This is a genomic window from Vibrio sp. J2-3(2022), assembly GCF_021725735.1.
Classification (GTDB): Bacteria; Pseudomonadota; Gammaproteobacteria; order Enterobacterales; family Vibrionaceae; genus Vibrio; species Vibrio diabolicus.
Window position 1 is genome coordinate 234846 of sequence record NZ_JAKKCK010000003.1, and the last position, 24403, is coordinate 259248.

24 protein-coding genes are annotated in these 24403 nt (G+C 45.7%); 14 read left to right on the forward strand and 10 right to left on the reverse strand.

Annotation, left to right across the window (positions count from 1 at the left end):
• Positions 1–122: 122 nt before the first annotated feature.
• Positions 123–920: an SH3 domain-containing protein gene (locus L3V27_RS13460; protein ID WP_237312043.1), complete on the reverse strand. Its 798-nt coding sequence runs from the start codon at positions 918–920 to the stop codon at positions 123–125.
• 518 nt (positions 921–1438) lie between these two features.
• Here L3V27_RS13460 and leuA point away from each other — a divergent pair.
• From leuA to L3V27_RS13485, 5 genes are all read left to right on the forward strand, one after another.
• Positions 1439–2986 carry a 2-isopropylmalate synthase gene (leuA, locus tag L3V27_RS13465; protein WP_006742733.1) on the forward strand — a complete coding sequence of 516 codons (1548 nt, stop codon included), beginning with the start codon at positions 1439–1441 and terminating at the stop codon, positions 2984–2986.
• A gap of 82 nt (positions 2987–3068) precedes the next feature.
• Positions 3069–4160, forward strand: a complete 1092-nt coding sequence (leuB, locus tag L3V27_RS13470) for a 3-isopropylmalate dehydrogenase (RefSeq protein WP_006742732.1) — start codon at positions 3069–3071, stop codon at positions 4158–4160.
• Between the two features lie 110 nt (positions 4161–4270).
• Complete coding sequence (gene leuC / locus L3V27_RS13475; protein WP_237312044.1) at positions 4271–5671, forward strand: 3-isopropylmalate dehydratase large subunit; 1401 nt, start codon at positions 4271–4273, stop codon at positions 5669–5671.
• 11 nt (positions 5672–5682) lie between these two features.
• Positions 5683–6285: a 3-isopropylmalate dehydratase small subunit gene (gene leuD, locus L3V27_RS13480; protein ID WP_046874029.1), complete on the forward strand. Its 603-nt coding sequence runs from the start codon at positions 5683–5685 to the stop codon at positions 6283–6285.
• Positions 6286–6633: 348 nt separating this feature from the next.
• On the forward strand, positions 6634–7416 hold the full coding sequence (locus L3V27_RS13485; RefSeq protein WP_145533390.1) for a DUF547 domain-containing protein: 783 nt from the start codon (positions 6634–6636) through the stop codon (positions 7414–7416).
• Positions 7417–7515: 99 nt separating this feature from the next.
• On the opposite strand, the gene djlA is transcribed toward L3V27_RS13485, so the two are convergent.
• A complete protein-coding gene (gene djlA, locus L3V27_RS13490) occupies positions 7516–8370 on the reverse strand; it encodes a co-chaperone DjlA (RefSeq protein WP_005383076.1) in 855 nt (284 codons plus the stop codon).
• A gap of 266 nt (positions 8371–8636) precedes the next feature.
• Between djlA and lptD the strand changes: the two genes are divergently transcribed.
• The 6 genes from lptD to L3V27_RS13520 all read left to right on the forward strand — a co-directional run bounded on the left by lptD (position 8637) and on the right by L3V27_RS13520 (position 15398).
• Complete coding sequence (lptD, locus tag L3V27_RS13495; RefSeq protein WP_006742729.1) at positions 8637–10982, forward strand: LPS assembly protein LptD; 2346 nt, start codon at positions 8637–8639, stop codon at positions 10980–10982.
• 60 nt (positions 10983–11042) lie between these two features.
• Entirely contained in the window at positions 11043–12326 is a 1284-nt protein-coding gene (surA, locus tag L3V27_RS13500) for a peptidylprolyl isomerase SurA (RefSeq protein WP_237312046.1), read from the forward strand.
• The gene (gene pdxA, locus L3V27_RS13505) at positions 12316–13314 is read left to right on the forward strand and encodes a 4-hydroxythreonine-4-phosphate dehydrogenase PdxA (protein ID WP_182036206.1); all 999 of its coding nucleotides are present in this window, start codon (positions 12316–12318) and stop codon (positions 13312–13314) included. Before surA ends, pdxA begins: the two co-directional genes overlap by 11 nt.
• Positions 13311–14120, forward strand: a complete 810-nt coding sequence (gene rsmA, locus L3V27_RS13510) for a 16S rRNA (adenine(1518)-N(6)/adenine(1519)-N(6))-dimethyltransferase RsmA (RefSeq protein ID WP_005379669.1) — start codon at positions 13311–13313, stop codon at positions 14118–14120. Before pdxA ends, rsmA begins: the two co-directional genes overlap by 4 nt.
• 75 nt (positions 14121–14195) lie before the next feature.
• Positions 14196–14576 carry a Co2+/Mg2+ efflux protein ApaG gene (gene apaG, locus L3V27_RS13515; RefSeq protein WP_005379668.1) on the forward strand — a complete coding sequence of 127 codons (381 nt, stop codon included), beginning with the start codon at positions 14196–14198 and terminating at the stop codon, positions 14574–14576.
• A 15-nt stretch (positions 14577–14591) separates the two neighbouring features.
• A complete protein-coding gene (locus L3V27_RS13520) occupies positions 14592–15398 on the forward strand; it encodes a symmetrical bis(5'-nucleosyl)-tetraphosphatase (RefSeq protein WP_237312048.1) in 807 nt (268 codons plus the stop codon).
• Positions 15399–15666: 268 nt separating this feature from the next.
• On the opposite strand, the gene folA is transcribed toward L3V27_RS13520, so the two are convergent.
• From folA to rplU, 6 genes are all read right to left on the reverse strand, one after another.
• Entirely contained in the window at positions 15667–16146 is a 480-nt protein-coding gene (gene folA / locus L3V27_RS13525) for a type 3 dihydrofolate reductase (protein WP_237312050.1), read from the reverse strand.
• 9 nt (positions 16147–16155) lie between these two features.
• Positions 16156–16629 (reverse strand): threonine/serine exporter family protein, encoded by a 474-nt coding sequence (locus L3V27_RS13530; RefSeq protein ID WP_005392295.1) that lies wholly within the window; start codon positions 16627–16629, stop codon positions 16156–16158.
• Entirely contained in the window at positions 16629–17429 is an 801-nt protein-coding gene (locus L3V27_RS13535) for a threonine/serine exporter family protein (protein WP_237312052.1), read from the reverse strand. Before L3V27_RS13535 ends, L3V27_RS13530 begins: the two co-directional genes overlap by 1 nt.
• A gap of 195 nt (positions 17430–17624) precedes the next feature.
• The gene (gene cgtA, locus L3V27_RS13540) at positions 17625–18800 is read right to left on the reverse strand and encodes an Obg family GTPase CgtA (protein WP_005383091.1); all 1176 of its coding nucleotides are present in this window, start codon (positions 18798–18800) and stop codon (positions 17625–17627) included.
• A gap of 206 nt (positions 18801–19006) precedes the next feature.
• On the reverse strand, positions 19007–19264 hold the full coding sequence (rpmA, locus tag L3V27_RS13545) for a 50S ribosomal protein L27 (RefSeq protein ID WP_005383095.1): 258 nt from the start codon (positions 19262–19264) through the stop codon (positions 19007–19009).
• Positions 19265–19284: 20 nt separating this feature from the next.
• Positions 19285–19596 carry a 50S ribosomal protein L21 gene (rplU, locus tag L3V27_RS13550; protein WP_005383096.1) on the reverse strand — a complete coding sequence of 104 codons (312 nt, stop codon included), beginning with the start codon at positions 19594–19596 and terminating at the stop codon, positions 19285–19287.
• A gap of 256 nt (positions 19597–19852) precedes the next feature.
• Between rplU and ispB the strand changes: the two genes are divergently transcribed.
• Entirely contained in the window at positions 19853–20824 is a 972-nt protein-coding gene (gene ispB, locus L3V27_RS13555; protein ID WP_237312054.1) for an octaprenyl diphosphate synthase, read from the forward strand.
• Between the two features lie 89 nt (positions 20825–20913).
• On the opposite strand, the gene L3V27_RS13560 is transcribed toward ispB, so the two are convergent.
• Both L3V27_RS13560 and mdh read right to left on the reverse strand, forming a co-directional pair.
• Positions 20914–21105 (reverse strand): hypothetical protein, encoded by a 192-nt coding sequence (locus L3V27_RS13560; RefSeq protein ID WP_005392299.1) that lies wholly within the window; start codon positions 21103–21105, stop codon positions 20914–20916.
• 113 nt (positions 21106–21218) lie between these two features.
• Complete coding sequence (gene mdh, locus L3V27_RS13565) at positions 21219–22154, reverse strand: malate dehydrogenase (protein WP_005392300.1); 936 nt, start codon at positions 22152–22154, stop codon at positions 21219–21221.
• Positions 22155–22513: 359 nt separating this feature from the next.
• Here mdh and argR point away from each other — a divergent pair, with 359 nt between their 5' ends.
• Together argR and L3V27_RS13575 are read left to right on the forward strand one after the other, a co-directional pair.
• Complete coding sequence (gene argR, locus L3V27_RS13570) at positions 22514–22984, forward strand: transcriptional regulator ArgR (RefSeq protein ID WP_031780246.1); 471 nt, start codon at positions 22514–22516, stop codon at positions 22982–22984.
• Positions 22985–23389: 405 nt separating this feature from the next.
• Entirely contained in the window at positions 23390–24358 is a 969-nt protein-coding gene (locus L3V27_RS13575) for a TAXI family TRAP transporter solute-binding subunit (protein WP_005392302.1), read from the forward strand.
• The last annotated feature ends 45 nt before the right edge of the window (positions 24359–24403 follow it).

Sequence of the window (24403 nt, forward strand, 5' to 3'; positions counted from 1 at the left end):
GTGTGAAAAGTAGGAGGTTTAGGTGACAACTGCATGACGGGAGTTTGGACAATTAATGACAAATGCCAAATTAGGGAGTGCCCAATGATCTATCTATTGAGCACAATCATAGGAGAGAACGCTTAAGAAGGGTTTGCTTGCTGCGGTTGAGGCGTATCGATGTACCAGACCTTTCTCTTCTTACGACAGGCGCGCAAAGAGCCCATCGTCATGTCGCCATCTTTTGTTAGCTCGTAGCTAAGGGAGCGGCAAGTGTAATTTCCTGACAGTTCATGCTCTATGCCCGTTTGCTCCGTTTTACTCGAGTTAGGCTCTAGTAAAGGGTTAGGCTGTGTAGATAAAATGTCACGATTTATCACATTGCTGCGCGCATAATCCTTATGGACATAACCTTTTATCACGCCTTTCTGTTCAACGAGAAACCAAGGTTGATCAACCACTTTTGCTAGCACATTAAAGACTTCCCCTTTCGATAATACGCCAAGCTTTTCCCCTTCAAGACTCGGTTTGGAGCGTAGGTTTAATGTGGTCTTAGAGCGGTAAGAAACATCCATAAACTCTACTGGGTTTGAGGTGTCGACACCTTCAGTGGTTGGTCGGAAAACTTCCGCTTGCTGTTTCTCACTAGGTTGAACACGGATCTTCCACCAAGAATACGTTTCCGGATCTTTACCTTTAAACTTATTTCGGCTGTCAGACTCAAGGGCAACAAGCATCTGATTCAAGAACGATTCGCGTCCCTCATAACTCAAAAATCGATCCATTTGATCATTGATAACCATGACGCTCTGCGAGTGATCATTCATAACAACGGGGGAAGCCACTTCCACATAGGTCTGCGATTGAAACAGCTGACAACCCGACAAGCTGACCAGAGTAAATACTATGGCTGAACGTCCAAATTGTTTTGTTAACCTCATTCTTTCCCTAACCCTTATTTCTTTTACCTAGTGCAACTGCACTACTATAAATGGTCATTCAAAACTTTTGCCAAACAATTCGGACCTTTGTGTGACAAGTCGCAATCCCGATGCTTGTTTTGGTAATGAAACGTCGCAAACTTGATGAGAACTTACTTCTTCTAGCACGTTTCTATCGCATTATGTCGTTTCACTTAGTGCATCATTTTTTTCAAGCAAACGAAAAGACTCATCCGATATGAATAAAAAATCGACTTTAGGGTTGACGCGCTTCATGGAGTGCGGTACTAATTTGTTAACTTAATTATGTGGAAAGCTTAACAACTATGTCAGCTCATTTTTCTATTCTGCTTAGCCTCCTCCTGATCGTGACCAGTTCGCGCGGGTAGGCTGTGGAAGAAAAATAACCACACCAATTTCTAAGAACCCGCATGAGAATGCGGGTTTTTTTATATCTAAATACTGGAAGTAAACGATTAACTTGCACGTAAAGTGCAGAAATCAGGAAGGAAGCAAACATGAACGATCAGGTCATTATATTCGACACCACATTGCGTGATGGCGAGCAAGCGTTGTCAGCAAGCTTGACGGTTAAAGAAAAACTGCAAATTGCCTATGCGCTGGAAAGACTCGGCGTTGATGTTATCGAAGCTGGCTTCCCAATCTCTTCACCTGGTGATTTCGAGTCGGTACAAACCATTGCAAAAAACATCAAAAACAGTCGAGTTTGTGCCCTTTCGCGTGCCGTTGCGAAAGATATTGATGCCGCCGCTGAAGCATTAAAAGTGGCCGACCAATTCCGTATTCACACGTTTTTAGCTACTTCCACCATTCACGTAGAAGACAAACTACGCCGCAGCTACGACGATGTACTTGAAATGGCGGTCAACGCCGTTAAACATGCGCGTAACTACACCGATGATGTCGAGTTTTCTTGTGAAGATGCAGGTCGTACTCCTATCGACAACCTATGTCGCATGGTAGAAGCTGCCATCAATGCAGGTGCGAGCACAATCAACATTCCAGATACCGTTGGCTACACAGTACCAAGCGAGTTTGGTGGCATTATTCAAACCCTTTTCAACCGCGTTCCAAACATTGATAAAGCGATCATCTCCGTTCACTGTCACGACGACTTGGGGATGTCAGTTGCCAACTCTATTGCCGCCGTTCAAGCCGGCGCACGTCAGATAGAAGGCACCATCAATGGCATTGGTGAGAGAGCGGGTAACTGTTCTCTTGAAGAGATCGCAATGATCATCAAGACGCGTCAAGAGTTCTTGGGTGTTCACACTGGCATTAAACATGATGAAATTCACCGCACCAGTAAGTTAGTGAGCCAATTATGCAACATGCCAATTCAGAGCAACAAAGCGATTGTGGGCGCGAATGCCTTTAGCCACTCTTCAGGTATCCACCAGGATGGCATGTTAAAGAATAAGAATACCTACGAAATCATGACCCCTGAGTCGATTGGCCTTAAAAACCAAGCACTAAACCTAACCAGCCGTAGTGGTCGCGCAGCCGTGAAGAGCCACATGGACACCATGGGATACAACGAGGACGAGTACAACCTAGACGCTCTATACGCGGACTTCTTGAAACTTGCCGACCGCAAAGGCCAAGTGTTCGATTACGATCTAGAGGCCCTAATGCACTTCTCGAACCTGCGTGAAGAAGATGACTTCTACAAACTGAACTACCTAAGCGTGCAATCGGGCAGCGTAATGGCCACCACCAGCATCAAAATGCAATGTGGCGATGAAGAAATGTGTGAAGCGGCAGTCGGTAATGGCCCAGTTGATGCGCTATACCAATGTATCTACCGCGTGACAGGCTACGACATCGTACTGGATAAATTCGACCTAACCGCGAAAGGCGAAGGTGAAGATGGTTTGGGTCAAGCTGACATCATTGCCAACTACAAAGGTCGTAAATACCACGGTACGGGCGTTTCCACCGATATCGTTGAAGCTTCCGGCCAAGCACTATTGCACGTTATTAATAGCATCCACCGTGCAGACAAAATCGAAGAAATGAAGCAGAAAAAGATTGCGACTGTGTAATAACAACCGAGCTACATGGCTCAGGAAAGAACACGCTCGTTGAAATAATTAAGCTCAAAATTAGAAAACTTAAAGGATTAACATGACAGACAAATCATACAAAATTGCCGTCCTACCCGGTGACGGCATCGGCCCGGAAGTAATGGCGCAAGCACACAAGGTATTGGATGCTATCGAAAAGAAGCACGGTATTGCGTTTGAGCGTGACGAGCATGATGTAGGCGGTATCGCGATCGATAATCACGGCTCTCCACTTCCAGAAAGCACAGTAAAAGCGTGTGAAGAGTCTGATGCAGTCCTATTCGGTTCAGTTGGCGGTCCGAAGTGGGAGCACTTGCCACCAAATGACCAACCTGAACGCGGTGCCCTACTACCACTACGCAAACACTTCCAACTGTTTTGTAACCTACGCCCAGCGCAAATCCACGCAGGCCTGGAAGCTTTCTCACCACTTCGTGCTGACATCTCAGGCCGTGGTTTTGACATCGTGGTGGTCCGTGAACTGACTGGTGGTATCTATTTCGGTCAACCAAAAGGCCGTGAAGGCGAAGGCGCGACAGAAAAAGCGTTTGATACTGAGGTGTACCACCGCTTTGAGATCGAACGTATTGCAAAAATCGCCTTTGAGTCTGCTCGTCTACGTCGCAAGAAAGTTTGCTCTATCGACAAAGCGAACGTTCTACAAAGCTCTATCTTATGGCGTGAAGTAGTCGAAGAAATCGCAAAAGATTACCCAGATGTCGAGCTATCACACATGTACATCGACAACGCAACCATGCAGCTTATCAAAGACCCAGCTCAGTTCGACGTCATGCTATGTTCAAACATCTTCGGCGACATCATTTCTGATGAGTGCGCAATGATCACTGGCTCTATGGGTATGTTGCCTTCAGCGAGCCTTAACGAAAGTAAGTTCGGTCTGTACGAGCCAGCAGGCGGCAGTGCACCAGATATCGCAGGTAAGAACATCGCTAACCCAGTGGCGCAAATCCTATCTGCGGCACTGATGTTACGTTATAGCCTTGGCGAAGAAGCCGCAGCACAAGACATCGAAGCAGCGGTGTCGAAAGCACTTTCAGCTGGCGAGCTAACAGGCGACCTTGCAGGCAACAACCCGGCACTTACAACATCAGAGATGGGCGATAAGATCGCTGAGTACATCTTAAACTCGTAATACAGAACAGATTCATAATAAATACTAAATCCTCTATCCACCAATGACTTACCTCTAAGTCATTGGTGCTAAAACAAAGCAACAAGGATAACGAGGAAAGGAAGCAAACAATGGGCAAAACACTATACGAAAAAGTCTACGACGCACACGTTGCCGTCGCAGCAGAAGGGGAAAACCCTATCTTGTACATCGACCGTCACTTGGTACATGAAGTGACGTCTCCGCAAGCATTTGACGGCTTACGTGAAAAAGGTCGCAAAGTGCGTCAGGTCAGCAAAACTTTTGCCACCATGGACCACAACGTTTCGACAACCACTAAAGATATCAACGCATCCGGTGAGATGGCGCGTATCCAGATGGAAACGCTATCGAAAAACTGTGAAGAGTTTGGTGTAACGCTTTACGACATTAACCACAAATACCAAGGTATTGTGCACGTTATGGGTCCAGAACTTGGTATTACCCTACCGGGCATGACCATTGTTTGTGGTGACTCGCACACAGCTACACACGGTGCATTCGGCTCTCTCGCTTTTGGTATTGGTACATCAGAAGTTGAGCACGTATTAGCAACTCAAACGCTACAACAAGCGCGCGCTAAAACGATGAAGATCGAAGTGAAAGGCAAAGTAGCTCCGGGCATTACTGCGAAAGACATTGTGCTAGCAATCATCGGTGAAACGACAGCAGCAGGCGGTACCGGTTACGTAGTTGAATTCTGTGGTGAAGCGATCACTGACCTTTCAATGGAAGGTCGTATGACCGTATGTAATATGGCGATTGAGTTAGGTGCAAAAGCCGGTTTGATTGCGCCAGATGAAACTACATTCGAATACATCAAAGGCCGTAAGTTCTCACCTCAAGGTGCGGATTTTGATGCCGCTGTAGAATATTGGAAGACATTAAAAACTGACGATGATGCCCAGTTTGATGCTGTCGTGACACTAAACGCAGCGGATATCAAACCGCAAGTCACTTGGGGTACTAACCCAGGCCAAGTTATCGCGGTAGACCAACCAATCCCAGCCCCAGAAAGTTTTGCCGACCCAGTAGAAAAAGCCTCGGCAGAAAAAGCACTGGCTTACATGGGTCTGGAAGCGGGCAAGTCATTGTCGGATTACAACGTCGATAAAGTCTTCGTTGGTTCTTGTACTAACTCACGTATCGAAGACATGCGCGCCGCGGCGGAAGTGGCGAAAGGTCGCAAAGTCTCGTCTCACGTTCAAGCGCTAATCGTTCCTGGCTCTGAGCAAGTAAAGGCGCAGGCGGAAGCAGAAGGCCTAGATGTCATCTTTAAAGAGGCGGGCTTTGAGTGGCGCCTACCAGGTTGCTCGATGTGTCTAGCAATGAACAACGACCGTTTGGGTCCACATGAACGTTGTGCGTCTACTTCAAACCGTAACTTTGAAGGCCGCCAAGGTCGTGATGGCCGTACCCACCTAGTGAGCCCTGCGATGGCAGCGGCAGCAGCAATTGCTGGTCACTTTGTAGATATTCGTGAACTAGACTAAGGAGCAAACAAATGTCAGGCTTTAAACAACATACAGGCTTAGTTGTTCCTCTAGATGCAGCGAACGTTGATACTGATGCCATCATTCCAAAGCAGTTCCTACAAAAGGTCTCCCGCCTAGGCTTTGGTAAACACTTGTTCCATGACTGGCGCTTCCTAGACGATGCTGGCGAACAACCAAATCCAGAGTTCGTGATGAACGCACCTCGCTACCAAGGCGCGTCTATCTTGCTGGCTCGTGAAAACTTCGGCTGTGGCTCATCTCGCGAGCACGCACCGTGGGCACTGGCGGATTACGGCATAAAAGCGATGATCGCACCAAGCTTTGCCGATATCTTTTACGGCAACTCGATCAACAACCAAATGGTGCCAGTTCGTTTGACTGAACAAGAAGTGGATGAAATCTTCCAGTTTGTTGAGGCAAATGAAGGTGCAGAAGTCGAGGTCGATTTAGAAGCGAATGTGGTTCGTGCCAACGGCAAAGAATATGGTTTTGAAATTGATGAGTTCCGTCGTCACTGTTTGTTGAATGGTTTAGACAATATTGGGCTAACGCTTCAACACGAGGACAAAATTGCGGAATACGAAGCGAATATCCCAAGCTTCTTGCGTTAAAACGCATTAGTAAATACACAAATCAAGGGCTGGCAATTGTCGGCCCTTTTAATGTTTTAGGCGACTGATTTTATAGCGCTTTACTTACGGAATACCGAACGCCTCTGTTGAAATTCGTCACCCTGAACAGCGACGAAGGAGCGTGATGCAGGATAGACTGCCAGAGTGCACTGTGCAGATTCATACTTTCTTTACTGAAGCGTTGTGGGTATTAGATTCCTGATGTCGCTTATGCTCCTCGGAATAACGGAGAATAAAGGCAACTGATTACTGATTACTGATTACTGAAAGAAAACAAGCACTAAACAGGTCTACACTATCAACAATATCTCATTCAAAGGTATCTCTATGAAGCGTCTGTTATTGCTATTGTGTGCTCTGGTTTCTTTCTCAGCGTTCGCTGCTCCTAAATCTGACTTGTGGCCGTATTGGCAACAATCGAATCAGGCCAACCAAACACACATTTCCCATCAGGAATGGCAACAACTGTTAGACAATTACTTGGTTGAACAAGGTGAGAATACTTTGTTCCGCTATAGCAAAGTCACGGCTTCCGACAAAGCGAAGTTAAAGCAGTACATCCGACGACTGGTAAAACTCGACCCATTGCAGTACAACCAAGCAGAGCAATATGCCTATTGGGTAAACCTTTACAACGCCATCACGGTAGATCTTATTTTGGATAACTATCCAGTCGAATCCATCACCAAGCTAGGTGGTTTATTTAGCTTTGGTCCTTGGGGAGACGATGTGGTCGTGGTCAACGGGAAGGATCTAACTTTAAACGATATTGAACATCGAATTTTGCGTCCAATTTGGAATGACCCAAGAACGCACTACGCCGTAAATTGTGCAAGTTTGGGATGCCCTAACCTACAAGCTCAAGCATTCACTGCCGAAAACACTGAAGCCTTACTTGAAAGTGCTGCCAGAACGTTTATTAACAGCAACAAAGGCGTATCCATTCAAGGAAACACGGCACAGCTGTCTTCCATTTATGATTGGTTTGCAGCGGACTTTGGTGGAGAAAAACAAGTCTTCAACCACATCGCGAAGTACGCGCCACAGTACAAAGACTTCTCTGGAAAAGTGAAGTACGAATACGATTGGAGTTTAAATCAAGCTGACTAATTTATCGTCACCGCTCAGCTTGCAACGCTTTTGGTCACCCGTAACCCAAAAGCTAAAAGGGCACCAAGTGCCCTTTTTATTTTCTAGATTTTGACAAAATCACTTAAAGCCTTTGACCTTTTTAATCAGATCGTAAGCGTTTTGAATCTCTTGAGATTTTTCTTTCGCAACGTTCATCATCTCTGGTGGTAGACCTTTAGCCATCAATTTGTCTGGGTGGTGCTCGTTCATCAGTTTACGATAAGCACGCTTGACGGTTTTACTGTCAGCATCTGAAGACACATCCAGAATTTTGTACGCGTCAGCCAGTTGATCCGCTTGTGAAGCTTGTTGCCAGCTACCACCAGAAGATTGGCCTTGATGCTGGCCATGAAAGCCACCTTGGCTTTGGAAACGGAATGCGGCTTCTTGCATTTGCAAGCGACGCTCTAGCTGCTCAGAAGAGAAACCCAAACCGCGTGCTATTTTGTGTAACACATTTCGTTCACTAGGATGAATCGAGCCGTCAGCAAAGGCCGCCGAGATTTGTAGTTCAAGGAAAAATTGCAACAAGTCAAAGCGGCCTGCTGTCGAAATTTTCACACGAACAAGAACGTCTTCTAACGGAAAGTCACTGTCTTTACCTTCACGAAACGCATCTTGCGCAGCGCGGCGCTGTTCGCCATGCAAATTCATGCGGTCCATCATTGCAGAAGCAAGTTGGATTTCCTCTTTGGTGACTTGGCCTTTCGCTTTTGCCACATGTCCCATTACCGCAAACGCCGCTTTAAAAAATTCTTCTTGGCGCTGAGCTTGGCTCGGCCCTTTTCCAAAGCCGCCAGTAGAGAACCCGGCTTGACTCAAGCGACGTGCTTTATCGAATTGATGGCCAATAAATAAGCCAAAGAGTAAACCTAGCGGCCCGCCAAGTAACAAGCCAAAAAAGGCACCCAGAATTTTGCCAAAAATATGCATTATGTGTTCTCTATCAATGAATTTTTATCGACGACGGCGGTCTTATAGTGCCGGATGCAACGATTTCCTTTATGATAATGGAATTAGTTTTATTTCGGCTAGGCCATTTCGCCTGCTTATCTTTGCAGCTATTTTGTCGTCATTATGCCACAGTGAATCAATACGCTGGGATAAATGCGACTATAGTTGATTCATTTGGCTATTACGCTAGGGTACAACAAGCCCTATAGCCATCGAGTAGTAGTGACACAGGAAAGTTCAATTCAATGCAACATTTCTCCCGCACATGTTTAGCGGCCTCTATCAGCACCGCCTTGTTTGTACCCACCACTCAAGCTGAAGCGAATATCCATGATAGTGTGCAGGAAATGCCCGCCACAGATCAATGTTTGGTCGATACCAGTGGCGAGGAGGACGCTCTTAATACCCCAGTAGTGGTAGAAGCTGACACCCTGCAAGCCATCAATGGTGACAAAGCTCAGTACTCAGGTAATGTACAAGTCACCCAAGGCCAGAAGAAAATCACCGCAGATAGCGTAACGCTGCACCAACAAGACAACGTCGTGGTTGCCGAAGGCAACGTGACTTTCAATGACGGCCAAGTCAAAGCTCGATCTGATCGTGTTACTAATGACATCAACCAAGACACGTTTTCACTGGAGAACACCGATTATCAGTTCCTTTGCCAACAAGGTCGAGGCACAGCAGCATACATCGCGCGTACAGGTCAGTCGGTTTATGAACTCGAAGATGGTTCTATTACATCATGTCCTCAAGGCGACAATTCATGGCGTTTAGTGGCGTCGGGTATTGACGTTGACCAAGATGAAGAGACGGCGACGCTGCACCATCCTCGATTTGAAGTGTTAGATGTGCCTGTTTTCTATGTGCCGTATCTAACCATGCCAATTGGAGATACGCGTAAAACGGGCTTCCTCTTCCCTTCTTTATCGTATGGTTCTAGCGATGGTATGGAAGTCGAGGTGCCATTCTATTGGAACATCGCGCCTCAATATGACATGACGCTCACCACGCTCTATATGCAGCAGCGTGGAACAAAACTCGATACTGATTTCCGCTACCTAACGGATGGCTGGGGGAATGGTGAAATCAAAGGCGAATACCTCAATAGCGATCGCAAATATCAAGACGAGTCTCGTTGGGGCTACCAAGTTAAACACGACGGTATTATCAATAAACAGTGGATAGTCAAAGTCGATTACTCAAAAGTGAGTGATATTGATTACTTCCTCGATCTCGACTCCGATATTGGTAATCGTGAAGATGGTCAACTGGTTCAAGAAGGACAAGTACAATATCGTTCTGACTTCTGGGATGCCTCGTTAACCGTTCGTGACTTCCAAATCTTATTGAAAGAAGAGAACCGCCCTTATCGCCTGCTTCCTCAGTTAGACTTGAACTACTACACGCCATTGTGGGGAGATTACCTAAACTTTGACGTGAAGAGCCAAGTGAGCCGCTTCGATACGAGCGATGCTGCGCGACCAAATGCAACCCGTGTTCATATTGAACCAGGGCTTACATTGCCGCTTTCAAATTCATGGGCAACGTGGACAACGGAAGCCCGCGTGCTTTCCACGTACTACTCTCAAGACTTAACGGGTCTGACAGATGTCAACTTACAAAACCAGTTAGATGACGAAGTTTCTCGTGTTATCCCCGAGTTCCGTACGCATGCGCAACTTTACTTAGAGCGAGACACGAGTTGGATCAAGGGCTACACACAAACACTGGAACCTCAGCTACAGTACTTGTACGTACCTGAAGAAGATCAAACCAATATCTACAACTACGATACCACCTTGCTACAAACCGACTACTACGGGCTATTCCGCAGTCGTAAGTACAGTGGCATTGATAAAATCGCCTCTGCGAACCAGTTAAGCTACGGTGCGAGTACTCGCTTCTTTGATGATGACTATAAAGAGCGTCTTAACGTTTCATTTGGTCAGATTTACTACTTCGATAAAAAGACCAAACTGAGCAACAGCCCAAATCTTCCGGATGAGACCACCAACTACTCATCATGGGCGATTGAAGCTGATTTCAACTACAACGATTACTTGTTCTATCACGGTGGAATTCAATACGATATCGATTTGAGCTCCATGCAGTTGGCGAACAGTACCTTAGAGTACCAATTTAACGGTGGCTTTATTCAGGGTAACTATCGTTACGTCACGCGTGAATACATCGAAGATACGATCATTCTCGAAAACCTAGACACAATTACTCGTAAAGGCATTTCACAAGCAGGTATTGTAGCGGCCTACGAGTTCAACCCGAACTGGTCTGCAAGTGGTCAATACTACTACGACCTAAATGAAAATGCGGACCTAGAATGGCTAGCGAGCCTGCGTTACCAGTCTGACTGTTGGTACATTGGTGTGACTTACGCCAACCAATTGCTTGGTTGGGAAAACCAAACTATCGGCAGCACTGGCGCATCACCTGAATACGAAAATAACTTTAGCGTTAACTTCGGTATTCAAGGCTTTGCGACCAATCAGCGTGAAGACACTGCAGTCAAAGAACTGGATGGTTCTGACAACGCGATTAAGTACGGCCGCCCATTCTATCTGAACAATTAATCGAAATAGGCGTCTTAAATGAATAAGACGCCTATTCAAAAAATACTGACGGAATTTTAAATGAAAATTTGGAAATCAATCTTATTCACGACCCTACTCTCTTGCGGAGCGGTTGCAGCACCAGTAGAGATCGATAAGGTTGCGGTCATCGTGAACGACGGTGTAATTCTACAAAGCGACATCGAAACAGCGATGAAAACGCTGCAAGCCAACGCACGTCAAAGCGGAAAGAGCTTACCTTCTGCTAGCGTGTTAAAAGAACAAGTTGTTGAAAAGCTGATTATTGACACGTTGCAAGGCCAAGAAGCAGACCGTATCGGTGTGCGTATTGACGATAACCGCTTAAACCAAGCGATTGCGGAGATCGCACGTAATAATGAACAATCTGTAGAACAACTCGCCGCTTCTGTAGAAAGTGAAGGCTTGAGTTACCCAGAATTCCGCGAACAAATCCGTAAGGAAATCGCCGCTTCAGAAGCCCGTAATGCACTGGTTCGTCGCCGTATTAATATCCTTCCAGCAGAAGTCGACAGCCTTGCTGAGCAACTATCACAAGAAACCAATGCGACCGTTCAATACAAAATTGGACACATTCAACTGCGCTTCTCTGATGACAAAGAAAAGTCTGCTGTAGAAGCAGAAGCAAAAGCGCTGGCGAAAAAGCTAAACGAAGGTGCAGACTTTACGGAGATGGCCTACACCTACTCAAAAGGTCCTAAAGCTTTACAAGGTGGCGACTGGGGCTGGATGCGTAAAGAAGAAATGCCAACCATCTTTGCCGATCAGATCAAAATGCAAAACAAAGGCAGCATCATTGGTCCATTTCGCAGTGGCGTCGGTTTCCACATCCTAAAAATTGAGGATGTAAAAGGCCTAGAAACGGTTGCGGTAACGGAAGTAAATGCGCGTCATATTTTGATTAAACCAACCGTGATTCTGAGTGATGAAGGGGCGAAGAAGCAACTGAATGAGTTTGTACGCCGCATCAAAGCTGGCGAAGCCACTTTCGCTCAATTGGCAACGCAGTACAGCCAAGACCCTGGTTCGGCAGCGCAAGACGGCGAGCTAGGTTATCAAACGCCAGATCTGTACGTGCCAGAATTTAAACACCAAGTAGAAACTCTGCCTGTTGGCTCAATCAGCGAACCGTTCAAAACCGTTCACGGCTGGCATATCGTTGAAGTGTTGGATCGTCGCCAAGTTGACCGCACTGACTCAGCGATGAAGAATAAGGCTTACCGTATTCTATTTAACCGTAAATTTAATGAAGAAGCGGGCGCATGGATGCAAGAGCTACGCGCAAGTGCGTTTGTTGAAATCGTGGATGGCAACAATGACAACTAATACAATTCGTAGAATTGTCGTAACCGCAGGGGAACCTGCGGGTATCGGCCCAGACTTAGTGCTTGCCTTATCGAAGGAAGATTGGGCGCACCAAATTGTCGTCTGCGCCGATAAAAATATGCTGATGGACAGAGCCAAGCAGCTTGGCATTGAAGTCCAACTGTCTGATTACAATCCAGAAGAAGCGCCTAAAGCACAAAAAGCAGGCACGCTTATCGTTGATCATATCCAAATATCGGAACCTGCGGTCGCAGGCGAGCTCAACGAAGCGAATGGTCACTATGTACTAAAAACGCTAGAAAGAGCCGCTTTAGGCTGTATGAATGATGAATTTGATGCTATTGTCACCGGCCCTGTTCATAAGGGGGTGATTAATCGCGCAGGTGTTGCATTCAGTGGTCATACTGAGTTTTTCGCCGAGAAGTCAAAAACGCCGCTAGTCGTCATGATGCTAGCAACGGAAGGACTACGCGTGGCGCTAGTCACAACACATATTCCTTTAGCGTATGTGTCCAAAGCGGTCACCGAAGAGCGATTAGAAAAAATCATCGATATTCTTCATAAAGACCTTGTAGAAAAGTTTGCTATCGCACAACCAAACATCTACGTTTGCGGGCTTAACCCTCATGCTGGCGAAGATGGCTGCTTAGGTCATGAAGAGATCGAAACCATCACTCCGACACTGGAAAAGATTCGACAAGAAAAAGGTATCAACCTGATCGGCCCCTTGCCGGCAGATACCATTTTCAATGAAAAATATTTAAATGATGCTGATGCTGTTTTAGGCATGTACCACGACCAAGTGTTGCCAGTATTAAAATACAAAGGCTTTGGTCGTTCAGTAAACATTACTCTTGGTCTACCTTTTATTAGAACATCGGTGGATCACGGTACTGCATTAGATCTGGCAGGGACAGGTCAAGCGGATACAGGGAGTTTCCGAACAGCGCTCACGCATGCGATAGATTTGGTAGAGAAGAAACAATGAGAAATGATGTCCATTTAGGACACAAAGCGCGTAAACGTTTTGGTCAAAACTTCCTGAACGATCCATACATTATTGATGGAATCGTATCAGCGATTAACCCAAAACCAGGTCAAAACCTGGTTGAAATCGGTCCTGGTCTTGGTGCAATCACTGAGCCGGTAGGTCGTGAAGTGGATAAATTCACGGTCATCGAACTGGACCGCGATCTGGCGGAACGCCTACGTACTCACCCTGAACTGGCGGATAAGTTGACCATCCATGAGGGTGACGCTATGCGTTTTGACTTCACTCAATTGGTGAAGCCAAACAACAAGCTACGCATTTTCGGCAACTTGCCGTACAACATCTCTACACCATTGATGTTCCACCTTTTTGAATTCCATAAAGACATTCAAGACATGCACTTTATGCTGCAAAAAGAAGTGGTAAACCGCTTAGCCGCCGGCCCTGGCAGCAAAGCTTACGGCCGTTTAACGGTAATGGCTCAGTACTACTGTAAAGTGGTACCAGTACTGGAAGTACCGCCAACGGCATTCGTTCCACCACCGAAAGTGGACTCTGCCGTTGTTCGTTTAGTGCCATATGAAGAGCTACCATGCCCGGCGAAAGATCTGCGTTTGCTGGATCGCGTTTGTCGTGAAGGCTTTAACCAACGTCGTAAAACAGTTCGTAACTGCTACAAATCGTTGTTAAGCACAGAAGTACTAGAAGAGCTAGGTGTTAATCCAAGCATGCGTCCAGAGAACCTGACGCTAGAACAATTCGTCGCGATGGCGAACTGGCTTGCGGATAACCCGCAGCACTAAGAACTCAAACGATAAGCCAAACCCTTGCCGGTTTGGCTTATTATTATTGGGATATTACGTTTCTGAGGAGTGCACATGGACGTCATTCAACCTTGCATCAAAATTCAAGTTCACACCAAATACATCGAAGAACAGTCCAATCCTGAGCTACAACGCTACGTTTTCGCCTATATCATCACCATCAAAAACCTTAGCCAACAAACCGTGCAGTTAGTGAGCCGTCGCTGGTTAATCACAGACTCGAATGGCAAGCAAATGACGGTTGAAGGTGATGGTGTGGTGGGTCAACAACCTTTTATTCCAAGCAATGATGAATACACGTACAGTAGCGGAACCGCGTTAGAAACCCCTGTCGGCGTTATGCAAGGGCACTACAAAATGCTGGATGAAAAAGGACAGGAGTTCATCACCGAAATTGAACCATTTCGTCTTGCTGTTCCAAATGTTTTAAATTAGTAAATTGGAGATTCAGTGGCTACCTATATTGTTGGTGATATTCAAGGCTGTTTTGATGAATTGCAGCGACTACTAGAACAAGTCTCTTTCTCTGCGAAAAAAGACCAACTTTGGCTCGCTGGTGATTTGGTCGCCAGAGGGCCTAAATCACTAGAAACTTTACGCTTTGTGAAGTCGCTTGGCACAAGCGCAACCGTGGTGCTTGGTAATCACGACCTTCACCTGCTCGCCGTTGCTCACGGGATAAAAAAGGTCAAAGACAAAGATAAAACCGCGCCTATTTTCACTGCACCCGATAAAGAAGATCTATTGGCATGGATAGCTCAGCAACCTCTTATGGCCGAGCATGACGAGTTCGTGATGTGTCACGCTGGGATATCACCGCAGTGGAATCTAAAAACCGCAAGAAAATGTGCCCGCGAAGTTGAACGCATCATCCAAAGTGAAGAGCTGCCTTGGCTCTTAAAAAACATGTACAGTAATCAACCTGATTCCTGGCATGACTCTCTACAAGGTTTGGACCGATACCGTTATATTATCAATGCTTTTACGCGGATGCGCTTTTGTTTCCCCGATGGTCGTTTGGATATGGATTGCAAGCTACCACCACAACAAGTTTCCGGTAACGAACTTATTCCATGGTTTGATGTACCTCAGCGCGTTCACCTCAATAAAACGGTGTTATTTGGTCACTGGGCTGCACTACAAGGCCATGTAGACGAAGAGATCATCGGTCTGGATACTGGCTGTGTTTGGGGCGGAAGCCTAACCATGATCCGTTGGGACGATAAGAAAATCTTTACTCAGGATGCGTTAAGTTAAACACTGAATAATAGTCGATAGTCCATCGTAGGGAGAATGCCTGTCACCTAACATCTCCTGTAGAGTCATTCCAGCGAGTCTTAGCGAGACTAGGAATCTAATATCCGTACGCTGCGGGTAGATAGAGATACCTTTGACAACAAAGTACTCGTATAGAAGATCCTGAATCACGCTCCTCCGTCGCTTTCAGGATGATGGCAGGCCGGGATGGCCGCTCGCTGTTATACGAACGGCATTACCGTATTAACTACGCTGTTTTAATCTCGAATTACTTTTCTAACACAGTAAAGCGCATGTTGTAGGCGTTCTTCTCATCCGCTTGATACGTTTCTGAGTAGGTTTCCTTAAATTGATCTCCCCAGTCTGGGAACTGAGTATCACCATCAATCGCGGCTTCAATGTGTGTTACATACAGTTTATTGGCCATCGGCAGACAAGCTGCGTAAATCGCACCACCACCAATGATCATCACTTCTTCCACGTCACCAGTCACGTCCAAAGCTTGCTCAATCGATGTTACGGTAGTGACGCCTTCGATCTTTAGTGTCTCATCACGGCTGATAACAATATTCAAGCGACCAGGTAAAGGGCGACCAATAGACTCATAGGTTTTGCGTCCCATCACAACAGGCTTGCCCATAGTGCAGCGCTTAAACCAAGCGAAATCGGCGGGAAGATGCCAAGGCATTTGATTGTCTTTGCCAATGATGCGATTGTCGGCCATCGCGGCAATCATACTAATGATCATGTTAGGTCCTTATACAATAGGTCTGCGGCGATAGAATAACAGCCCTGGAACAGCAAGACCAACAGCTAAACCTGCAATAATAAACATGGCCTTAAGAAAGTTCTCCATACAAGTTGCAACGAGCTCAGGTGAATAACCAATATGGTTGATCTCAACCATGGCTATCATTGCTTTGTATGCAAACACGCCAGGTACCATCGGGATCAAAGCTGCCACAGTGAACACTTTTGGGTGCGCGAGAAAGCGGCGAGACCAGTATACCCCGATCATCCCAACTAGCGTCGCGGCAAAAAAGGTCGCCCATTCAATGGGAATACCAAACTGCATCATCAAATAACGGCTGCCGTGTCCAATCGCGCCGCCAACAGCGCAATACACTAAAGCTCTTTGTGGCACGTTAAAAACCAGTGCAAATCCAACTGCGGGAATCGCAGCGAAAAACATGTCATTCAGCAGTCCAAGCATCAAATCAAACAAACTCATTAGATTGCCCACCCCCAAATTCCAGTAACGCTCATCGCAGCAACGATGCCCAAACACGTCGCCAACGTCAGTAAGCTGGCCATCACAAACCGGGCAATACCCATGTTAATGTGCCCTTTCAGCATGTCTGCCACCGAGTTAATCAACGGGAAACCCGGTACGAGCATTAATACCGACGATGCCATTGCAACAGTGGGCAGATTGCCGATTTGGTAGATTTCAGCTTGCGCAGAAATTAAGGTCGTGACAAAGGCGGTCGCTGCAAAGTTCAGTAAAGGATTAAAGTGACGATGACCAATTTCTTGGCGTACGATCATGCCACCAGCTGATGCTAAAAAGGTCATGATGAATACCCCCAAATCACCACCTGCCAGATGACTGAATGCCGCACATGACAAGCCAATCATAAACACCACCAACCAGCGGTTATAACGCTCTGGACTGATGGCGTTCAGCTTTTTCTGCGCCATGGTTGCATCGAGCAGCCCACGCTCCATCATGATGCAGATACGTTGAATTTGCGTAATAACGCGCATATTAATGCCACGATCGGCACAACTTCGGGTGGTGGTGATGCAGTGTCCATCCATTACCGTCGTTACAACCAGTGCATTGGCTGATAGCGCAACCGCAACTTCATTAACCCCACAAGCAAGGCCAATACGGCGTATAATATCGCTCACCAGAGTACTTTCAGCACCATGAGCGAGTAGCATTTGCCCGGCTTGGGCAACAAGGCGAGAAATAGATCGTTGAGTGGATACCGCAAACTCTCCAGACGGTATGGTTTCTAGAGTCATAAATCAGTCTAATTCCTTTTAGGGTGTTGCTCATTCATACGCGAGAGGTCCAAACTAGCCCTCAAAAATCACGACGTATCGGCTATTGTGCCGTAAATCACACCATCTAAATATGATTTAGATACAAAAAAAGCCGCAATAAATAATTGCGGCTTAATGAATTATAGACAAACAGGCATTGTTTGACGGTTCTGATTAGTCACGAACGTAGACAACGTGACCGTCATCTTCTTCATCGTCCCAGTCATCCCAATCGTCGTCGTCATCTTCAGTGATAACGTCTTTACCCGCCATCGCATCTTTATGGTAATCATCCCACATGAAGTTAACTTTATCTTCTTCAGCCACTTCTTCCTCTTCGCGAGGTAGGTTATCCATAAAGTCAGCCAATTTGTAACAAAGCTCTTTAGTACCGTTGCGGTTGATCGCCGAGATCTTAAAGTACTCGTCTTCCCAGCCTAGTGCGTCTAAGATTTCTTGGATCTTCTCATTCGCTTCTTCTTCAGGCATTAAATCAACTTTGTTGAATACTAACCAGCGTGGCTTGCTTGCCAGTTTTTCACTGTATTGCTCTAGCTCATCAATGATCGTCAGTGCATTTTGCACCGGATCAGACTGATCAATTGGCATAATATCGATCATGTGCAGCAACACTCGGCAACGCTCTAAGTGCTTCAAGAATCGAATACCAAGACCAGCGCCATCTGCTGCACCTTCGATAAGACCTGGAATGTCTGCAACAACAAAGCTTTTCTCTGGTACGACACTCACTACGCCCAAGCTTGGGATCAACGTCGTGAATGGGTAATCAGCGACTTTTGGTTTTGCTGCTGATACTGCGCGGATAAAGGTTGATTTACCTGCATTAGGTAGACCAAGCATACCAACGTCAGCAAGAAGCAATAGCTCAAGGCGAATTTCACGTACTTCACCTTTTGTGCCTAATGTTCTTTGACGAGGCGCGCGGTTTACTGAAGATTTGAAACGCGTGTTACCTAGACCGTGCCAACCGCCTTTTGCGATCATCACTTTCTTACCGTGTTCAGCAACTTCTGCCACGATTTCATTTGTGTGGATATCCACTGCGCGCGTACCTACAGGCACACGAAGAACGATGTCTTTGCCACGTTTACCAGTACAGTTACCACCGCGGCCATTCTCACCACGCTCCGCTTCGTAGAAGCGCTGGAAACGATAATCAATCAGAGTGTTAAGGTTTTCATCGGCTTGGATATAAACATCACCACCGTCGCCACCATCACCGCCATCAGGGCCACCTTTAGTGATGAACTTTTCACGCCAGAAACTCACAACGCCGCTACCGCCGTCGCCAGCCTGAACTTTTACTACCGCTTCATCTACGAACTTCATCTTTTACTCCGACTACTTCGTGCGTGGATTAAATCTACTTTGTCATCTGACAATTTTAGCAGATGACAGATCTAAGCTCCCAGCCCACAAATAACGTGGAAACGAGAAACTTCGATATGTCGACTGCCATAAATAAAAAACCCCGCCGATTCGGCAGGGCTTTTGAATTCAGCTTAAAGCTATTAAGTAACTTGGTAAAAACCTAATTACTCAGCTTCGATGCTTACAAACTTACGGTTCTTAGGACCTTTCACTTCGAACTTCACTTTACCTTCAGTAAGAGCGAATAGAGTGTGGTCTTTACCGATACCTACGTTGTTACCAGCGTGGAACTTAGTACCACGTTGACGAACGATGATGTTACCTGCAAGTACAGATTCACCACCGAAACGCTTAACACCTAGACGTTTGCTTTCTGAATCGCGGCCGTTACGAGTAGAACCACCAGCTTTTTTGTGTGCCATTGTTAAACTCTCCTAATAGATTAAGCGTTGATACCAGTGATCTTCACTTCAGTGAACCACTGACGGTGACCCTGTTGCTTACGAGAGTGCTTACGACGACGGAACTTAACGATTTTAACTTTATCGCCACGACCGTGTTGTACAACTTCAGCAACAATTTTGCCGCCCTCTACAAGAGGAGCACCAACTTTGATGTCTTCGCCGTTAGCAACAAGAAGAACTTTATCAAATTCTACAGTTGCACCAGTTTCAACGTCTAATTTCTCTAAACGAAGAGTTTGACCTTCGCTTACACGGTGTTGTTTACCACCAGATTGGAAAACAGCGTACATATTTTACTCCGCTTTTTCCGCACAGCCTTTCTTGAGGGTGTGCGCTAAACTAATCATCAATAGGGCGCAGATTCTACAGAATAGATGCTCCTATGACAAGCCATATTTTGAAAAAATTGGCGAAAAGCTAATCGCCAAAGAAAAGTGCGGCAATCATGCCCTTTAGTAATGTATTAATCAACGTTTTTTAGTGTATTATTCGACAATTATATAAATCGAATAAGCCTTGCAGGGTCTAACTTCAGCCGGATATACGATGGATTTTAAAACTATCCAAGCGCTTACTGCCGATGACATGGCAAAAGTGAATGAAACAATTCAAGCCCAACTTAATTCTGATGTCTCTTTAATCAACCAGCTCGGTTTTTATATCGTGAGTGGTGGAGGCAAACGTCTGAGACCGCTTTTAGCGATACTGTCAGCCCGCGCACTTGGTTACCAAGGCAACGGTCATACCATGGCAGCTGCGTTTATTGAGTTCATCCATACAGCGACTTTGCTGCATGATGACGTGGTCGACGAATCAGACATGCGCCGCGGTAAAGCAACTGCGAATGCTGCATTTGGCAATGCTGCTAGCGTGTTAGTTGGGGACTTTATCTATACTCGCTCATTCCAAATGATGACGGAGCTAGGATCCATGAAGATCCTTAAGCTAATGAGCAACGCCGTAAACGTGATCGCCGAAGGTGAAGTTCAGCAGTTGATGAACTGTAACGATCCTGACACGACAGAAGAAAGCTACATGCAAGTCATCTACTCTAAGACGGCACGCTTATTTGAGTCTGCAACTCAAATTGGCGCAATCTTAAACGATGCTCCTGAGCATGTTGAAATCGCAATGCAAAATTACGGTAAGTATTTGGGTACTGCGTTTCAGCTTATTGATGACGTCATGGATTACACCTCTGATGGCAAAGACATGGGTAAAAATGTGGGGGATGATTTGGCTGAAGGCAAGCCAACTTTACCTCTACTTCACGCTATGCGTAATACCACGCCAGACAATGCCCTCATGATTCGCGAAGCAATTGAGAAGGCCAATGGCATGGATCGCTTAGAAGAAATTCTCGCGGTGATGAAAGAGGCCGGATCTCTGGAATACACGACGCAAAAAGCACTAGAAGAAGCAGACAAAGCAATCGAAGAACTATCAGTATTGCCGGAATCTGAATACAAGCAAGCGCTTATTACTCTGGCTCATGTCGCGGTACAACGCACGAAGTAATCATAGCAACCCATAACGCAAGACTTAAAACAAAAAGGAAGAGCAAGCTCTTCCTTTTTTGTATCTGATACCTAATGCCGTGATAGGCGCTAGTAATATCTGTCACTACCGCCATGCAGTTGTGGGTCATCTTCTATTTCATCAAAGCTAACCGCAATCTGCTGATCAGAGCCTTGTTTCGACAACAGTACCGTCTCTGCTTCACGGTCGACCACCAATATCGTACCTACGCCCTGCTGGCACTCAACAACCATGCCTTTACGGATTCGACTTGCTTCCATCATCTTCTCCTTCACCACGTTGTTTTGATCAAGTAATTTTACGAAGCAGAGAAGCCAAAGATCAAAAAAGCCGATCATTTTGATCGGCTTTCTTCTTATTCGAGCTTTCTAGATTACTTTGCGAATTCAACACCAATGTTGATGTCGCCATTTAGTGTTTCTAGCATACCGTCTAGTGCAGACTTTTCGTAGTCGCTGAGTTTGCCGTAGCTTAGTACTTCTTCTACGCCTTCTTTACCCAGTTTCACAGGCTGTGCGAAGTAAGTCGCATGTTCACCGTCGCCTTCAACGTATGCACATTCAACTACGCCTTCTTCACCTTGAAGAGCACGAACTAGAGACAGACCAAAGCGACATGCAGCTTGGCCCATTGATAGTGTTGCACTACCACCACCCGCTTTCGCTTCTACAACTTCAGTACCTGCGTTTTGAATACGTTTCGTTAATGCTTCTACTTCTTCAGCTGTAAACTCAACGCCTTCCACTTGAGACAGTAGAGGTAAGATCGTTACGCCAGAGTGACCACCGATAACAGGTACGCGAATGTCACCTGGATCTTTGTCTTTTAGCTCTGCAACGAATGTTTCTGAACGGATAACGTCAAGTGTTGTTACACCGAACAAGCGACGCTTATCGTAAACACCCGCTTTCTTAAGTACTTCAGCGGCAATTGGCACTGTTGTATTTACCGGGTTTGTGATGATACCAACACAAGCTTTCGGACAAACAACCGCAATCTTCTCCGCTAGCGACTTAACGATACCAGCATTTACATTGAATAGATCCGCGCGATCCATACCAGGCTTACGAGCAACACCTGCAGAAATCAGCACAACATCCGCACCTTCTAGTGCTGGAGTAGGATCTTCACCCGCGTAACCTTTGATAGAAACTGGCGTCGGGATGTGGCTAAGATCAGCAGCCACACCAGGAGTTACTGGAGCAATATCGTATAGGGCTAAATCAGAACCAGCAGGAAGACGGTTCTTAAGTAGAAGGGCCAGGGCTTGACCGATGCCACCAGCGGCACCAATAACGGCTACTTTCATGTAGTTCTCCTTGAGAGTATTTCTCTTATAAACGTATTCGTAGGGTAGTTTGTAACCAACTTAAATAAAGCTATCGGAATCACAACTTGATTACAATCAATTAACGCTAGCTTTGCGACCTCGCGCAACTCGCTGTTACCGTGCTACAAATGGGGCTTGGATTATTCTTTTATTCTGTTGAAATGACAAGGAATTCAAGAAAACAAAAACAGCCCTACTTCATATAGTTAAAGAATTCCATGTGGTATATAGTTTACAGTGACGTAACTAACATAATACTGGGACTCTTTGGCACCGCATGAATATATATGCGAGAATATGCAAAATTGCTGACCCGTAATAAGAGATTCGTAATGACTATGCGCAATTCAGAAAAACAAGACAACTTAGTCCGCGCCTTTAAAGCCCTATTAAAAGAAGAGAGCTTTGGCTCACAGGGTGAGATTGTTGATGCACTCAAACAACAAGGATTTGAAAGCATTAACCAATCGAAAGTATCACGCATGCTGACTAAATTTGGCGCCGTCCGCACACGCAATGCAAAAATGGAAATGGTTTACTGCCTTCCTGCTGAGCTAGGCGTACCGACTGTAAGCAGCTCTTTGCGTGAACTGGTGCTAGACATTGACCATAACGCGGCATTAGTTGTTATCCATACTGGCCCTGGTGCTGCGCAGTTGATTGCTCGCTTGCTTGACTCACTGGGTAAATCCGAAGGTATTCTTGGTGTTGTTGCAGGTGATGACACTATCTTTATCACTCCAACGATGGCGATTACGACTGAACAGTTGTTCAAATCAGTGTGTGAACTGTTCGAATACACTGGCTAAGTTCTTTCACATTTAGATCAGCTAACTCTTTGTGGGCTATAAAAGAAATCTCATTTTGTAGCCCATGATTTATGTAAATTTTTTGCTTATCCAGACCATTATTTAACCACCTGTTTTGTGATTAACATCACGCAATTGATCTTTTTCACTTCGTTCACTTAATACTTATTAAGTGTTTGTTATAAAAAGAATTAAATCACAAATCTAACACTATCCTCCTGCACAAGATTCAGACTTATCAACTATAACATTTAACAATTGGATAATTTTCTGCCAATTTTTTGTTATGATTCGCTCGCTTTTTCAAACGATTGGATTGGAAAAGATGCCGTTTCCAAATAGGAAACTCCAGAAGTGATTTATGGTTATTTCCGGGTAAATAATGAATATAAGGAAGGGAAATTCATGGCATTTAACAAACTTCTCAAAGTAGGCGCTATCGCTGCAGCAGTAATGGGTGCAGGCGCAGTTAACGCTCAAGAGTTTATTACTATCGGTACTGGCTCTGTTACAGGTGTTTACTACCCTACTGGTGGTGCTATCTGTAAATTGGTCAATAAAGGTCGTAAAGAACACAACATTCGTTGTTCAGTAGAATCGACTGGCGGCTCTATTTACAACGTTAACACTATCCGTGCTGGCGAGTTAGATTTTGGTATCGTGCAATCGGATTGGCAGTACCACGGCTACAATGGTACGAGTAAGTTTGCGGAACAAGGCCCGTACAAAAAGCTACGTGCAATGTTCTCTCTTCATACAGAACCTTTCAACATCATTGCTCGTGCAGATTCAGGTATCGAAAACGTTGAAGACCTCAAAGGTAAGCGCGTAAACATCGGTAACCCTGGCTCTGGTGACCGTGCAACCATGGGCGTTGTTATGGAAGCGATGGGCTGGACAAACGACAGCTTCAAATTGGCTTCTGAGCTAAAGGGCTCTGAGCGTTCTCAAGCACTTTGTGACAACAAAATTGACGCATTCATTTACATGGTGGGTCACCCGAACGGTTCAATCAAAGAAGCAACAACATCATGTGATGCTAAGCTAGTTTCTGCAACAGGCCCGAAAATCGATAAGATTGTTGCTGATAACCCATACTACGCCTTTAGCTCAGTGCCAGCTGGCATGTATCGTGGCACAGACAAAGACGTAAACAGCTTTGGTGTTGCAGCAACGATGGTTACAACAGCAGACGTTTCAGACGATGTCGCTTACAACGTTGCAAAAGCCGTGTTTGAAAACTTCGATACGTTCAAACGTCTACACCCTGCGTTTGCAAACCTGAAAAAAGAAGACATGGTGAAAGCGGGTCTATCTATCCCTCTTCACCCAGGTGCAGAAAAATACTACAAAGAAGTGGGTCTACTTAAGTAACTTCCTCAGACTCCAAACTCACAGGCAGGAAAAGATGGTTTTCTG